This is a genomic window from Armatimonas rosea (assembly GCF_014202505.1).
Classification (GTDB): Bacteria; Armatimonadota; Armatimonadia; order Armatimonadales; family Armatimonadaceae; genus Armatimonas; species Armatimonas rosea.
In genome coordinates, this window is sequence record NZ_JACHGW010000005.1 from 97,702 (window position 1) to 113,179 (window position 15,478).

The 15,478-nt window shown below is 53.9% G+C and carries 11 protein-coding genes; 9 read left to right on the plus strand and 2 right to left on the minus strand.

The features are described 5' to 3' along the window. Positions 1 to 84: 84 nt before the first annotated feature. Positions 85 to 2,472: a hypothetical protein gene (locus HNQ39_RS23885; protein ID WP_184202869.1), complete on the plus strand. Its 2,388-nt coding sequence runs from the start codon at positions 85 to 87 to the stop codon at positions 2,470 to 2,472. Here HNQ39_RS23885 and HNQ39_RS23890 read toward each other — a convergent pair. Beyond that, positions 2,469 to 3,488: a DNA polymerase III subunit gene (locus HNQ39_RS23890; protein ID WP_184202871.1), complete on the minus strand. Its 1,020-nt coding sequence runs from the start codon at positions 3,486 to 3,488 to the stop codon at positions 2,469 to 2,471. The genes HNQ39_RS23885 and HNQ39_RS23890 overlap by 4 nt on opposite strands. 322 nt (positions 3,489 to 3,810) lie before the next feature. On the opposite strand from HNQ39_RS23890, the gene HNQ39_RS23895 reads away from it, so the two are divergent. The 8 genes from HNQ39_RS23895 (at position 3,811) to HNQ39_RS23930 (ending at position 13,498) form a co-directional block, all read left to right on the plus strand. After that, positions 3,811 to 4,797, plus strand: coding sequence for an SDR family oxidoreductase (locus HNQ39_RS23895; protein ID WP_221290281.1), 987 nt, complete (start codon positions 3,811 to 3,813; stop codon positions 4,795 to 4,797). Between the two features lie 3 nt (positions 4,798 to 4,800). Further along, positions 4,801 to 5,745, plus strand: a complete 945-nt coding sequence (locus HNQ39_RS23900; protein WP_246386099.1) for an exosortase/archaeosortase family protein — start codon at positions 4,801 to 4,803, stop codon at positions 5,743 to 5,745. Further along, positions 5,742 to 6,380 (plus strand): exosortase C-terminal domain/associated protein EpsI, encoded by a 639-nt coding sequence (locus tag HNQ39_RS30875; protein ID WP_184202875.1) that lies wholly within the window; start codon positions 5,742 to 5,744, stop codon positions 6,378 to 6,380. The genes HNQ39_RS23900 and HNQ39_RS30875 overlap by 4 nt, the downstream gene beginning before the upstream one ends. 296 nt (positions 6,381 to 6,676) lie before the next feature. Then, positions 6,677 to 8,263, plus strand: coding sequence for an ArnT family glycosyltransferase (locus HNQ39_RS23910; protein WP_184202877.1), 1,587 nt, complete (start codon positions 6,677 to 6,679; stop codon positions 8,261 to 8,263). 92 nt (positions 8,264 to 8,355) lie between these two features. Beyond that, positions 8,356 to 9,036 (plus strand): hypothetical protein, encoded by a 681-nt coding sequence (locus HNQ39_RS23915; RefSeq protein ID WP_184202879.1) that lies wholly within the window; start codon positions 8,356 to 8,358, stop codon positions 9,034 to 9,036. A gap of 572 nt (positions 9,037 to 9,608) precedes the next feature. Next, positions 9,609 to 10,331, plus strand: a complete 723-nt coding sequence (locus HNQ39_RS23920; RefSeq protein WP_184202882.1) for an endonuclease/exonuclease/phosphatase family protein — start codon at positions 9,609 to 9,611, stop codon at positions 10,329 to 10,331. A gap of 99 nt (positions 10,332 to 10,430) precedes the next feature. Next, positions 10,431 to 11,870, plus strand: a complete 1,440-nt coding sequence (locus HNQ39_RS23925) for an SLBB domain-containing protein (RefSeq protein ID WP_246386102.1) — start codon at positions 10,431 to 10,433, stop codon at positions 11,868 to 11,870. A 50-nt stretch (positions 11,871 to 11,920) separates the two neighbouring features. Further along, a complete protein-coding gene (locus HNQ39_RS23930; RefSeq protein ID WP_184202886.1) occupies positions 11,921 to 13,498 on the plus strand; it encodes a hypothetical protein in 1,578 nt (525 codons plus the stop codon). Between the two features lie 40 nt (positions 13,499 to 13,538). Here HNQ39_RS23930 and gndA read toward each other — a convergent pair whose 3' ends face one another. Further along, the gene (gene gndA, locus HNQ39_RS23935) at positions 13,539 to 14,954 is read right to left on the minus strand and encodes an NADP-dependent phosphogluconate dehydrogenase (protein ID WP_221290283.1); all 1,416 of its coding nucleotides are present in this window, start codon (positions 14,952 to 14,954) and stop codon (positions 13,539 to 13,541) included. Between the last annotated feature and the right edge of the window lie 524 nt (positions 14,955 to 15,478).

The following is a 15,478-nucleotide window of genomic DNA, read 5'->3' on the forward strand; positions in this document are numbered from 1 at the left end:
GCTGAAAACAATATTCTCTGGCACTATACCGCACGCGGACCTGACGAATGTTTTGCAAGCGGTGAGAGGGTATAGGAGGGAGCTATGGAAGAGCAGCGGGAGAGTAAAGTGGCTGTGGTGGTAGTCCACGGAGTGGCATCGCAGATCGCGGGGCACAATCCCCGGGCGGTAACCAAGCTCCTACAAGGGATTACGTTCTACGAGGAGGAGGGGACGGAGAGAAACGACTTCCCCCGTGCGGATCAGGTTATCACCAAGGTTCAGCGCAAGCGCTACAGTGGCTGGCTTGAAGAGACCTTCCAGATCGCAGCCCAGCCCGAGAACCGTGCCCTCCGCGATCCCGAGGGGGCTACGGAGGACCTGAAATTTACCCGCAAGCTCCTCGAGGGCTACATCCCTCCGTCCGTCGATGGCATCTACAATACGATCAAGTTTTGCGGAAAGCGTCTCTCCGGTGATCGCCGTGAGGGAAGTGGGGAGCTCCCTGTCGATGTATTTGAGGTCTACTGGAGCGATCTGTCGGCGGTGGGGACACAGCTTGCACGTATCTTTACGGGGCTCTACAGCCTCCTCTTTCACCTCACGGAGCTGGGGCGTCTTACCCTGGAGAGGTCTGAGGTCGCTCCCAAGGGCCTTGCCTTTCTCCATACAACAACAGGCTGGCTTCTGGGGCGTGTCTTACCCCTCCTCTTTTTGCCCACGCTCTTCTTCTTGATGGGCCAGGTTCCCCTGGCATTTGAGCAGACGGCCCTTCGGATCTGTGTTGCCCTCCTGCCGGCACTCGGGATACTGGGGATGGCGATCGTTCGTGCCCAAAAGAAGAGTGATCTTGGGATTCTGCTCCTGGGAGCGGCGGCACTTGCGAGTGGACTGTTCCTCTTCCGATGGACAGCGAGTCCGCCCACGGCCTGGTACCAGCGTGCCAGCACTCTCCTGGTTGTGGAGTGGGGAGTGCTCTCCCTTGCGGTGATTGGGCTTCTGGTTGCACGGCTCCAGGCCTATGCTCCCTCCCTGACAACAATTATCAACCAAGCGTTCAGAGACGAGGCACGGGCTGTTCCCGCACAGACACGGGATATCCTGGCTCCCTTGGTTGTTGTGGCCCTCTGCGCCGTGACGGCCTCGGTGTTTCTCTTCCCGACACAACCGCGTCCGGTGCTCGCCGATCCCCCGACACTCTGGTTGATGAACCTTGCTTTGTTTTTCTACCGGGGCTGGCTTGTGGGGCTGGCTTTGGTTGGCAGCTTGGCTGTCACGAGCACGCTCTGGGCCATCGTCGGGCACCTGACGGCGTGGGCGACTCCGAGGCGGAGCCAGGTCTGTGGAACCGCCGTTATCACGCTCTTGGTGCCCTTTTCGCTCTCTCTCTGGCTGGGCAATGGCTTCCTCGCTCTGGGAAATAAGGTGATCTACCTCTGCTGCGAGCTCAACCTCCGCTCTGCGACTCTGCAAGCCCTGATGATGGGAAGAGACGACTCTCTTACCAAGCTGCGTATCCTCCAGAGATTTACGCGACAGCTTGATGTGGTCTTTGCTCCTCTGCCAAGCTGGTGCTACTACGCGGTGGGGGGGCTCGTGCTAGCGGTCATGAGTGCGGCGTTGGTGCTGCTGCCTTCGATCCTGCAGGAGGGAAAGAGCCCCCAGTCTGCGGTCACGAACCTAGATGCACGTGGGCACTGGCTCTCGCGTGGGTACAAGATTCTCTGGGGAACGCTCGCGGTGCTGACTGCGTCCGCCATTGTCGATGGGGTGGCGAGTGCCTTTATGTTTGGGAGCAAGGCACAGCTGAATGCGACCACCTCGGTGGTGGCAGTGAGCTCAACGGGAGCCCTGCTTCTCCTGGCACTGGTGTTTCAGGGGCAGCGCGTTGCCCAGGTGCTAGGAGCGACCGTGGGGGTGGGAATCGATGTCGACAACCACCTGCGGGAGCTGCCTGAAAAGGCAACACCACGTGCGCGCATCTTCAACCGCTATGTCTCGCTCCTACGCTACCTCGCCCATGAAGACTACTCTCGCATTGTGATCGTTGCCCATAGCCAAGGGAGCGTGATCACGGCGGATCTGCTGCGCTATCTGGCGGCGGCTGACTTTGAGGGCTCTCACTCGGTGCTCAAGAGACTCCCTCCTATCTCACTATTCACCATGGGCTCACCGCTCCGGCAGCTCTACTACCTTCGGTTTCCGGACCTCTATGCCTGGGTTGTCGCACAGAATAACGGCCCCGATCCGTCGCAGCTTTTCAAGGTACAGACCTGGGTCAACGCCTACCGTAGCGGTGACTATGTGGGACGGCGGCTTCTCCAGGAAAATGGGGTGGGGGCACCCGACTGGACGACTACTCGGTTTGGCGAGGGAAACGAGGGGAACCGGGTCGAGTTTTGCATCGGTGAGGGAGCCCACACCCACTACTGGGACTGGAGCGCTCCTGAGATCGCGCTGGAGCTGGATCGGCTGATCGCGGAGCAGGCCTAGGGAGCCAGTTTCATGAGCAGGGCTTCAGTGGCCAGCTGCGCATTGGCGTTGCGTGCCAGGTGCCGACGGAACTGAAACAGAGTCTCAAGGCACTGGGCGAGCTGCTCGGGGCGGTACTTGGACGCGGCCTCACGCGCTTGGGTGCGGCGGTCTGTGTGAAGAATCGGGGCGTCTGGGCCACGAAGCGAGAGCTGTAAGAGATCCCCGTACCAGACTGCGAGCACATCAAGGGCTCGGCCCATGTCTCCGCGTGACGACTTCTCTTCAGTATCTTCTTCGCCTTTTTTTGCCTTGGGGGGAGCAGAGAGCTTGCGTAGGTCCTCGGCGAGGCGGAAAGCGGCAATGGAGGGGGAGAGGGCGATCCGATACGCGAGGTCAAGGAGCTGGCCACGCTGCTCTTGGAGCTCTCCTGTCTCGGCAAGACGGAGAGCACGGCCTGGGGCCCCCTCGGCATAGGCAGCAAGGGTCGCCGCATCAGGGATCCCCCGGTTGGTGAGGGCACGCTGAATCGTCTCACGGGGAACCGACGAGAAGCGCACGACTTGGCAGCGCGAGAGGATAGTGGGCAGTACGCTGGTCACACTGGGTGCACAGAGGACGAACTGCACATAGGGGGGCGGTTCTTCCAGCGCCTTGAGGAGTGAGTTGGCCGACTCCTCATTAAAAGTCTCTGCACGCTCAAAGAGATAGACTCGGCGTGGGGCGTTGATGGGGGCAAAGCTTAGGTTTTCCAGAGCTCCGGGAGGATGCCCTGGTCGGCTCCAGAGCTGCCAGATGCGAGTAAGCTCTCCATCCGGCGCGACTCGCGTGAGATCAGGGTGCTGGTTCTCGGTGATGCGCTTGTTGTGCACAGGCGTGTTGCCAAAGAGAGCCTTGACAAAAGCGAGCGCTGTGGTTGTTTTGCCGACGCTATCGGGGCCGACAAACAAGTAGGCTTGTGGAACAGCATCGCGCTCAAGAGCCGCTTTGAGGGTCGCAATCGCAGTCTCTTGGCCCAGAATCTCCGAGAATAGCATCCTATCCTACGTTATACCCGATTCGGCTGAGCGAGGGAAGAAGAGAGGATTTTGGGAAGCCAAGTACCTGCGGGAGCGCCCGAAGCCCCGGTTAGGGAAGCGGCCTCTATTCTTTTATCACCTCCACCGATAATCTCATGGAAATCAGCTGGTGCCCGAAAACATAGGTAGCTACAGTAAAAAGAAAGTGTCTTGTGTACGCATTGCACGATGATAGGGTTAGTCGCAAGTATATTGCAGTACCGAATGTTGATTGCTAAAAAAATAGCCTGAGAACCAGGTTGTTGCACCACAGGATGATCATGGTTTGTGGAGGACAAGTATGTTGCGAAAAGCGTTAGTAACAGGAGGAGGCGGGTTTATTGGGAGTCACCTTGTCGATCTTCTCCTGAAAGAAGGTTGGCACGTTCGTGTTCTCGATAACTTTAGCACAGGGACACTTGGGAATCTCTTTTGGTGCGCAGATCAGGTTGAGGTCGTTGAGGGGGATATCCGGAATAAAGAAATCTGCCAGACCGCATGTAGTGGAGTAGATACTGTCTTTCATCTGGCTGGTATGGCGTCCGTGGGAGACTCGATTGCGAATCCACTTTTAGCCCATGAAGTTAACCTGACGGGCACACTGAATATGTTACTTGCCGCACGTGATGCGAAGGCTCGTCGTTTTGTTTTCTCGTCGTCAACGTCTGTATATGGCAATGCTGAGACAGTGCCCACCAATGAGAATCAAAAAATTGCACCTCTCTCTCCCTATGCTTCGCAAAAAGCAACTGGTGAGTATTACTGTAGGAATTTTTATGATGTATTTGGTTTGGAGACTGTAATTCTTCGCTATTTTAATGTTTTTGGTCCGAGACAGAACGCAAATTCGGGTTATGCTGCTGCTATTCCGCGATTTGTTCAAGCTGCGATTGACGATAGACAGCCTATTATTTTTGGAGACGGCTTGCAAACTCGTGACTTTGTCTATGCAGGGAACGTTGCATTTGCAAACCTGCGTGCTTCTCTGGCTGATGGGGTTGCAGGTCATTCTTTCAATATTGGAAGCGGAGATTCTATCTCACTTTTGGATCTACTGTCTGAGCTACGTCAAACAACCGGTGCACCGTTGGAGCCAGAGTTCCAGCCTGCTCGTCTTGGGGAAGTCCGTCACTCACGCGCCGACATCTCTAAGGCTATCGCTCTCCTTGGGTACGCACCCCATGTCCCCTTTGGGGAAGGGATACGACGTACGGTTGAAGAGGCGAAGGCTGATCGGACTGTCCCTGAAGCCAAGGTCGGCACCTACTCTCAAAGGGCTTCTGCATAAGTGATGGAGAGCAAAAACACCACGTTGTCCGTTTCCTCACAGCGCATCTCCTTGCTGAGTGGGGGGATCATCTTCGTACTGGTGTTGTTGCTTGCCTTTAGTGCACTGGGTTTTCTTGTGACTGTCTGGCGAGAGGACCCTGGCCTCTCCCACGGGCCCATACTTTTTCTGATTACTGGTGGGCTTTTATGGATGAAGCGCAGTCAGTTACGTACTTGGGAGAGTGCTAATCCTCAAGGGTTAGTTTTGTTAGTCTTGGCATCCTTGCTTTTGGTTGGCTCTGTAGTTGCAGATATCGCCTTTCTACAGCCACTTTCTTTTTTTACTATATTGCTAAGTGGTATTTTGTTCCTGGGGGGACGTGAAGCGTTTCTACTCTGCCTAGGGCCTATTGGACTGCTTGGTTTTTCAATACCATGGCCAACAACTCTCGTATCTGCAATATCTTTCCCGTTACAACTGTTTAGCAGTGCGTATGCTGCATTATTCGCAGGCATGCTAGGTATGCCAATTCACAGAAATGGTGTTGAAATCTTTGTGACTTCCGAGTCGGGTGATAAGGTTATTTATTCGATAATTGTCGCGCAGAAATGTAGTGGCTTGACATCGCTGATGGTGTTACTTGCCTTCACCTATCTCATTGCCTACTTTACTCCTGTGCGATGGTGGGGGCGGTTGCTCATGATGAGTGCGGTGGCCCCGCTCGCCCTCTTTGGGAACGCTGTTCGTCTAACAATTATCTTACTCGTGGGAGGCCATTATGGAGCGAAGCCTGCCCAGTGGGTTCATGATAATGAGCAACCTATCTTAATTTTTCTCTGTAGTTTTGGTCTGTTGGGACTTAGGGCACTTTTGATGCGTTGGATTCCGCTTGGGGACTCGACTGCAGGTATTGTGACCCCCGAACTTGATGAGACACCTGATAAGACAAGTGAGGCAGAGGTATGATTGCTCGTTACCGACTATTATATTTGATCTGCATCTTAGTCGTTACGGTAGTTGGTAGTTTTTATAGTCGTCGAGTTGAATCCATTGCATCGACAAAAGTCGACTACTTTCAAGATCTACCCCTCCAGTATCGAGATTGGTCGATAACTCCCAGTGTTATCTCGGAGTCCGATCGAACTGTGCTACGGCCTGATGCGGTTACCTTAAGGCGATATAGTTCCCCAAATGGAGAGATAGTAGATCTAGCTGTCATTGCTGGTCATCGAAAACAAACGGTTCATACACCCAGTTTTTGTATGGTGGGAGGAGGGTGGAACACTCTTACGGAAGACAGTATTACATTAACTATAGCCGGAAACAAAGTGCCAATGCGGCGCGCGTTGATGGAGAATGAAGGTCATAGAGCCATGATGACTTATTTCTTTACGGATGGTGCCCTGTGCCTAGAAAGTCTGCCAAAGTTCCAGTTTGAGTTATTCAAGCGCCGCTTGCGTGGTGTGATTTCACAGGGGGCTCTTGTTCGAGTTATCGTGCCTGTCTTGGGGGATACTGAGACAGCGACCCATCTCTCTGACGATTTCGCAGTAAGTATAATGCCCGAACTGTTGGAGCAGCTTCGTCGACAAAATCGTTAGATGGCTAATTGGAATGATATCCCTAAGGAGCATCAAAGGATCTCAGTAGTCGTACTGCACAATTTTTGCCGATAGGCCATCTTACATTTTAGAGGAGTAGGGACCACTTGGCTTTCAATTTTAAATATAAGAAAAAAAAACGTTTATCTGATGATACGAATACGGTGCCAGTAGAGAGAATGGCTAGTGAGGCGTCTACTACACTAGCACCCAGTGAGACCCTATTTCAGAGATTCTTGTTGATCGTTTTTCTATTAGGCCTCCCGATAGTTATATATGTTATATACTATAAGGCGATGTTTCCTGGTCTCGTAAATAGTGATGCACTCGATTATGCTCAGATTGCACGTAATCTAAGTAAAGGGAGAGGTTTTACTACTTATTTTTTGAGGCCGTTGGCATTAACTCATGGTGATAACGTTTTTCGGCAGCCGGATCTTACACATGGTCCCCTTTTTCCTGTTGTCCTTGCTGTTGCATTTGTAGCTCGTGGTGCTACAGATGCTATTGTTGCTTATATTTCAGGGGTTTTTTACTTGCTTACTGTGCCTGTTGTGTATTGGCTCGGTAGACGGATTTTTAGCTCTGTTGTGGGATTTATTGGTGCCTTGATTTTTATGGCGAATCCATTGATACTACAATACTCAGTATCTGGGTTGCCAATTACCTTGCAGATATTTGTAGTTACCTGCTTATTGTTAGTTGTTTATAGTTTAGCCAGTAAGTCTCAAGGTGAGAATAGTTCGCCATTACCGCGGGGAGAGCTGGTATTGTGTGCGGGATTGGTTGGTGGGCTCTATCTCATCGATCCTGTTTTCTTATATGTTGTACCTGTAATCACGATTGCGGTCATGTCATTGACACGGGGGCGGTGGGGTAAGTCATTACCCTTGTATGGGGTAACCCTTTTAATCGTTATCGTTCCTTGGATGATTCGTAATGGGCAACTAACGGGAAATCCCTTCTTTGGTCTGCGTAGTATGGAAGTATGGATGGGGACAAAGGACTACTATCCTGGAGCACTTGCCTATCGGACAATGCCGCAAGATCTGATACCTGGGGTTGGTTTGTATAAGGCGGTTGTGAGAAAAATCTTCTTAGGAGCGGGGGAAGTTGTGCAGGGGTTCCCCCAGGTGAGTGCTAGCTGGATGCTTGCATTCCTTTTGCCTAGTTTGCTTTTTCGTTTTCGGGATGGCGCGACCAATGTGGTTCGTCGTGTGATGATGTATTGCTTCTTGGGAATTCTGGTGGGAATGCTGCCTTTTGGGGTTGAATTACCGCTTTTTGCACCACTCATTCCAACGATGCTACTATTTGCCATTGCCTATCTTCTTCAGTTGATAGAGCAATCGCGCGTGCCACGTTCCACGATTACCCTCGTTACGGTGCTTTTAACAGGAGCTGTTATCCTACCTCTTCTGCGAGATGTGTTCCTTCTTGATAAGCCGAAACTCGCAGGGGCCGTAAATTTTTCACGTTTTCTACAACAAAATGCCGATAAAGAAGATGTGGTATTGACAGACCAACCTTGGCTTGTTTCTTGGTATGCGGATCGCCCCGCAATCTGGGCTCCGGCTGTCGATGGAAATATTAAGCTGTTCCGGAAACGATTTTCTGGGCTGCGCTGGCTTCTAGTAACAGATGAGGTGCGTAGCTTTTCCCCTGAATGGAGTCAGGTTTACACAGTCTTCTTTCAGTGGAATACAATCTATGGGCAGGCAAAAAATGCAGGGCGCCCTCTGCCAGCACCTCTGGTGGTACAAGGGGCTCCGTTCATTCTTGTTGATGCTCTGAATGGTTTTACCGTGTTAGCACCTGTGGCAGGAAGCCCGCCTGAGGTTATACTGGCTGTCTTGCCGAAAGGTGCTACGGGATCGAATTAGGGGAACTTCCAGCACGCAAGAATATGCTGTATAATTTGGATAGTTCTCAACGAGTTCACTGTAGTTACTTACCCAAAAGGGACGAGCTACAGATGATAATCCTCAAAAAGAAAGGAGGTGAAAAAATGAAGAAAAACATATTGACAGCCTTGTGTGGTATCGGTTTGCTGATGGTGGTAGCACCAGCACATGCCTATACCTACAACTTCAATGCGACACTTTCAAACGCTGGTTTGATTCCTGGTAATCCTGGACCTCAAGGATGGAACGTCATCATGACGTCTGCTGATAATCAGAACTGGAATGTAACGATCCAGGCACTCGGAGGTGCAAACACACCTCTTGACCCGGCGAATAACATCCAGTTCTTTTTCCTAAGAACTGGGGGGACGACCCTGGTTACGGGGTTTGACCCAACTGCGGGTTCTACCACTGCAGGCGGTGCTGGGAACGTCGCAGCTGTTTGGAGTCGTAATGGAGCAAACTTTAACCCTACCAACGCGACTACTGGCCTGTTGGTTGCTACGGGCCAGAATCCAGCGGATTTTGGGTTAGGGCCATCTGGTTCCTACACGAGTAACGTATTTACTGGTAGTTTCGCTACAAATAACCCCTTTGCTCAACGCTTTGGTGTTACGGTCAGTGGAATTGGTGGTTATACCTACACGTCTTCCCTGCAGTCAGTCGCACCTGAGATGCCTGGTGCAGCTTTGCTTCTGGTGGCTCTCCTGCCACTGGGGTTCGCTGTTCGCAAGCACATGGGTGTGGCTTAAGGACGCATGCATGGAAGGTCTACTTCCGGTGTGTGTGGTCGCTACAAAGTTTATGTGTTGTCTCCTTAGGGGGACAACGCCGACAACTTGAGGCAAAATTTAGAGGCATAGGCGAGTGCAGTTATGCAGTCAAATGTGCCTCTTTTTATTTAGGGATAGTCTCAAGGCAATTCTTGCTAAGATCGTGAAGACTTAGGCTCAACAGGGAAACTATGGAAAAGACGAATCGCCCTACTCCGGCGAGAGGGCGGTGGACTTGGTTTCAGGTGATTATCCTAATAGCGACGGTGAGCTATACCATCCTTCTATTGTGTCTCATAAAGCTCATTAGGCAAGGTCCAGACTATAATCCTTTCACTTTTATTAACCTCTATTTACCTCAAATATTTTGGGGGATACCCACTCTTCTTCTATTTCTCCTCCTTGTGCTTTCTTTCTCAGGGAAACGGCGCTGGTTGGCATTACTACCCCTTTTTCCTCTCTTCCTCGTCCTTGGTCCTCTGATGGGCCTCTGTGGGTATCCGTGGACTAGGCCCGCCCATGCGGGTGAGCTAGGGAAGTCGGTCCGAATCATGACCTATAACATTGGTCAAGGGAGAGATGTCGATGGTGTGATTGGTGAGGTAGAGAGACAACACCCAGATGTTTTTATTGCTCAGGAAATCACTGCTCCCTTTGAGCAAGTTTTTCGTGCTAAATATCCCAACTGGAGTATTCAAACTCGTGGGGAATTTCTTATCGCAACAGCTCTGCCGCTCTCGTCAGTGAACCGGACTGAGCTTCCTCCTTTGATTGATGATCCCTGGAAACACCCTGGCTATCTGCGTGGGATTGTCCGGTTTGGGCAACGAGACATTGCTATCTATAATACACACCTAAGCACACCACGTCCCGCACTAGAGGCCATTCGCTCTCGAGATCGCACTGGCATACATCAGATAGAATCAAATGCCAAGAGTCGGATTGCGCAAGCGAAAGCACTTGCTCAGGCGTTGTCCAGAGAGTCACTCCCTGCGATTTTAGGAGGGGATTTTAATGCCCCCGAGTCTTCTGTTGCCTGTCAGCTCATCCGTGATGCAGCGTTCCGCGATGCCTTCTCTGAGGCAGGGCGTGGCTATGGCTACACTAGCGGCCACCGGCTCCGTTTTGGGATGTCCTTTGCTCGAATTGATCATGTCTATGTCTCGCACGAGTGGGCTGTTAAACAGTGTCATCCGGGGGGGAAACTTGCCTCGGATCACCGTCCTGTCGTGGCGGATCTCGTCCTGCCCGATAGAACTGCTGGGAACCATTGACCCAGGGTTGCACTATCCTCAACTCGCCTGCACCTTCCCTACGTGGAGTGTCGTTTAAAAATGTTTCAAACAAGCCGTGTCCTGCCCCGTTTTTCGTTGATGACTGTCTCTTTGCTCGCCGTCGGTTGTCTGACAGTCTTGTTAGGGGGAGGGGCTGGTGGCGCTCTTGCTCAGACGACTCCTCCGGCACAGGGAGGGGGCGGTGTTGAGCCCTACAATGGTGCGATCCGAAAGAACGATGTGGTGAATGTCCAGATTGCAGGGGAGCCAACTCTCTCTGGGCTATTTCGGGTTGGGATGGATGATGCCATCACTCTGCCGCTTGTTGGCTCTCTGAAGGTTGCTGGCCTGCTTCCTACGGCAGCTGCAGATCTTATTGCAGGTCTCTACAAGAAAAAACAGCTCCTGGTTGATCCCCAGGTGGTTGTCAGTATTGTCGGGCGGCCGGAGAAGACGGTTTTTGTCTCTGGGGCTCTGGATCGTCAAGGTCGTGTGGTGATTAATGAAAAGACCCGTCTTGACGAGGTACTCGAGCCAGCGGGCGTGACCGCGAATGCCGATCTTAGTAAGGTGGTTATCACACGGGGCGAGACAAAGATCTCGGTTGATTATTTGGTCTACCGCTCGGGTAAAGACACACCCGACGGTAAAAACAACCCGATTCTTGAGGATGGAGACAAGATCTATATCCGTGCGCGGATTCAGCTCTCGGGCACCATCAAAATTGGTGGTGAGGTTCGAACACCGCAAACCACGGCACTAACCAATGGACTGACCCTCTCCCAAGCGATTCAGCAGTCCGGGGGCGTGACGGAGTTTGCAGATCGCGATAAAGTGACTCTCTCGCGTGACGGAAAAGATATCATTGTTGCCTATAAAGCGATTCAAGAAGGCCAGACCAGCAAAGATATCCCACTCCAAGATAAAGATGAGATCTTTGTTCCGCGGCTAATGTTGGGGAGTGTTAAGGTCAATGGGGAAGTACGATCACCGCAAACGGCAGTTCTGACTAAGGGCATGACCCTGGCGCAGGCGATCCAGATGGCAGGAGGGGTGACCGAGTTCGCAGATCGTGATCGAGTTACGATCTCACGGGATGGTAAGGAGATTCTTGTCCCCTACAAAGCGATCCAGGAGGGCCAGACAAGCAAGGATCTCCCGTTACAGGATAAAGACGAGATCTTTGTTCGTCGCCTAGAGAAGCCAAAGGTGTTTCACGTGACGGGTGGGGTCGTGCGAGCAAACACCTTCCCGATCAGTGACAATGTCACCCTTAGTGACGCGATCGCGATGTCTGGTGGGGTCCAGGATGGTGTTGATCTCAAGAAGATTAAGGTATTGCGCAAGACGGAAAAAGGCGAGATCGTTACCAGGGTCTATAACTTGACACTTCCCGAAGACCTGGCAGCTCCCGTCCAAGCCGAAGACTCGATCTCTGTGCCTTACCCACCCATGAAAAAGCCGAAGCCAGATCTCTTCACGATCCTTGGAGCCTTGACAAGCATCGGTTTTCTCTACACGCAATTTAATCGACGTTAGTCTATTTAGTGCTAGTGGCTGAATAGGAGCGTTTAGCCGATAATGGGGAAGTGCAGCGCTCACTTCCCCTTCTGACCCTTCTGGCGACTCTTGGTCTCTATCTCGCCTTCCTCTTGCCTCGCTTGCTGTGGATCGATGAGACAGGGGTTTGGGTGGGCCAAGAGCACCTCTGGAGCGATTGGCCGTGGCACCTGGCGATGGCCCGCCAGCTCGCCGCAGGCATCTGGACCCATCCGCTGATTGCAGGGGAGTCTCTACACTACCCTTTTGCCATGGCGCTCATCACCGCAGGGCTGCTCAAGCTAGGAGTGGGACTCACCGCGGCATTTCTCTTTCCCATCTTGCCTCTGTGGTTGTTGCTTTTAGTCGGTATGTACCGCTTTTGGACCCCCCTACTCAGCAAGCCCTGGTTGGCACTTCTACCAATCTTCTTGTTCTTTCTCGCGGCGGGCCCCGGTGGCCTCCGCTGGCTGCTGGATATCAAGACCCAAGGGCTTGGGGCACTACTAGCCCCACCACACGAGTATGGGCGTGCTTTGGAGGAGTGGGGCTATGAGTGGTATGCCGGAAACTTCCTCGTCGGGATGCTTCTGCCCCAGCGTGCTTTTCTCCCTGGGATGACCCTGACGATCTGGCTACTCTGCGGTCTCCAAAGGGCAAGCTGTCGGCGTCAGTGGGGGCTGATCGGGCTTGGCGCAGGGCTCTTGCCGATTGTCCATGTCCATAGCCTGATTGCATTGATTGCGTTTGGTGCAGCATTGCTCTGGCCGCACCGTGCACGCTGGCGCGAGTGGGGGCTTGCGTTCCTGCCCGGCGCTGCACTTGCCATTGTGCTTTACTTGATCTACTTGCGCCCCGAGAACCCCTACCCCCATTTTGTCAAGCTCCAGCTAGGCTTTGAGGCCAAGACCCCGCTCGATTGGTTTATGATGTGGTGGCGCTTCTGGGGGATGGCCCTCCCGGTGACCTTCTGTGGGCTTTTCTTTTTGCCACGTGGCAGTTTGCGTGGGATTGTAGGGGCGGCAGCTGGGCTTTTCGTGCTCGCTAATGTCATTCTCTTCCAGCCCATAGCCTGGGATAACTCCAAGGTCTTTCTGTGGGCCTACTTTGGCTTCTCAGGGGCGATGGCCTGTCTCTTGGGGCACTTTGGGCAGCGTGGAGTAGGAGGGAAGGTGATTGCGAGTGTCCTGTGCTTCTCACTGACAATCACCGGGCTTGCAGAGCTGATTCGCCTCCAGCGCACGGATGTGAAGCCGTGTCAGGTGGTCTCACGGGACGATATGCTCCTTGCGGAGTCGCTTCGGGAGCAGACACCGGAGGGAGCGATCTTTCTCACGGGAATGGATATCGCCAACGCGCCACTCTGGGCGGGGAGGCCGATCTTTCTCGGCTTTGGTGGTTGGATGCCTAACTTCGGCTACGACCATCGCCAGCGGGAGACGGACCTCAAGAAGATGTTCTCAGGAGCCTCTGACGCACCCGAGCTGCTCAAGAAATGGCACATTGACTTTGTCTTTATCGGCCCGGGCGAGCGCTCCAGCTGGGGAGCTAACGAAGCCTGGTACGCAGCCCACTATCCGCTTCTCTGCAAGGTGGGGGATAAGAGCGTCTATCAGATCAAACGGTAACAGCCAGCGGGCAGACCATCTGCCCGCTGGCTGTTGGAGGTTACGCGCCCCAGCTAGAGTGGAACGTGCCCTCGCGGTCGGTGCGCTCGTAGGTGTGGGCGCCGAAGAGGTCGCGCTGGGCTTGGATCAGGTTCGCTGGCAGGCTCGCGCGGCGGTAGCCGTCGTAGTAGGCCAGCGACGACGCAAACGCGGGGACGGGGACGCCTAGCTTGACGGCCTCACCGACCACGCGGCGCCACGCGGCCTGGCGTGCGGCCAGCCCATCGCGGAAGTACGGGTCGAGCATGAGGTTGGCTAGCTCCGGGTTGTTGTCGTAGGCGTCCTTGATGCGGTTGAGGAACCGGGCGCGGATGATGCAGCCACCGCGCCAGATGGTTGCGATCTCGCCACGGTTGAGGCTCCAGCCAAACTCCGCCGCGGCAGCGTCCATGAGCTGGATACCCTGGGCGTAGGCGACGATCTTGGAGCAGTAGAGCGCATCACGAATGTCGTTGACAAAGGCCACTTTATCGCCCTCAAAGGCCACATCGACCGGCCCAGGGAGCTGAGTACTGGCGGCGACGCGCTCGTCTTTTAGGGCGGAGAGGCAGCGGGCAAAGACGGCCTCGGTGATTCCGGTGACCGGGATGCCTAGGTCCAGCGCGTTCTGGCTGGTCCACTTGCCGGTACCCTTTTGGGCGGCCTTGTCCAGCACGAAGTCCACCAGGTGGCCCTCGGTGAGCGTGTCCTTGGTCTGGAAGATCTGGGTCGTGATCTCGATCAGGAAGCTGTCCAGATCGCCCTCGTTCCACTCCCCAAAGGTCTTGGCGAGCTCATTGTTGCTGAGGCCGCAGACATTCTTGAGAAGATCGTACGCCTCGGCGATGAGCTGCATGTCGGCGTACTCGATCCCGTTGTGCACCATCTTGACATAGTGGCCAGCACCATCGGCACCGATATACGCGACACAGGGCGTGCCATCGACCTTGGCGGAGATCGCCTCAAAGATCGGTGCAACCCGGTCATAGGCCTCACGCTGGCCACCGGGCATGATCGAGGGGCCGTTGAGCGCGCCCTCTTCGCCACCAGAGACCCCAACCCCAAGGAAGTTCAGGCCCTTGGCGGTGAGGTCTTTGTTTCGGCGCTGGGTGTCGGTGTAGAGCGAGTTGCCGCCGTCGATCAGCGTATCGCCGGGGGAGAGCAAGGGGACCAGCTCGTCGATCACCGCGTCCACCGGGCCGCCTGCCTTGACCATGATCAGGATGGTGCGGGGCGCCTCCAGGGCATCGACAAGCTCCTTGAGGCTGTGTGCCCCAACAAAGGTCCCCTCGGTGCCAAAGTCGGCGATAAACTCATCGACCTTGCTAGCGGTGCGGTTGTGCACGGCGATCGGGAAGCCATTGTGGGCGACATTGCGGGCGAGGTTCTGGCCCATGACGGCGAGGCCGGTGAGGCCAAAGTGCGGTTTCTGACTCAAAAGATTTTGCTCCGTGTAGAGAGATTCGCAGTCATTCTATCGCACAGGGCGACGATGATAAACTGTCGCATGAGAGCGCGCAAAAATAGGGAGTGGATGCAGTCTTGGCACAATCCTGAGGAGATGCGTCGCACTTTTCCGCTCTGGCCATTTTTAGGAGCTTGTTGGCTCCTCGCGTCTTTGGTGGATTTCTTTTTTCCGTTAGCGGACAGCGATAGTGGCTGGTTTCTCGGGATAGGGATCTTACTATTTCTTGTCTGGTGGTTTCGTTTTTTCCGTGTGCTCAAGGGAGGCCGACGCTGTGGTTGGCTGGAGAGTCGCCGAGCATCTCGAGGATTGGGTAGAGAGGCTGCTCTTGTGATCCTGTGGTTTGGCATCTCTGCTCTCGATGCGACATTGGCCCTACGCTTTCGTCTTGCGCGCCCAGCGTTTGAAAGTGTGGTTGTCGGAAAAACTGTTCGCTGGGTACCTTGTTTTCGAGTGCAACAGACCTATCTAAAGGGGGGCTGCACGTTTGTGGTGAC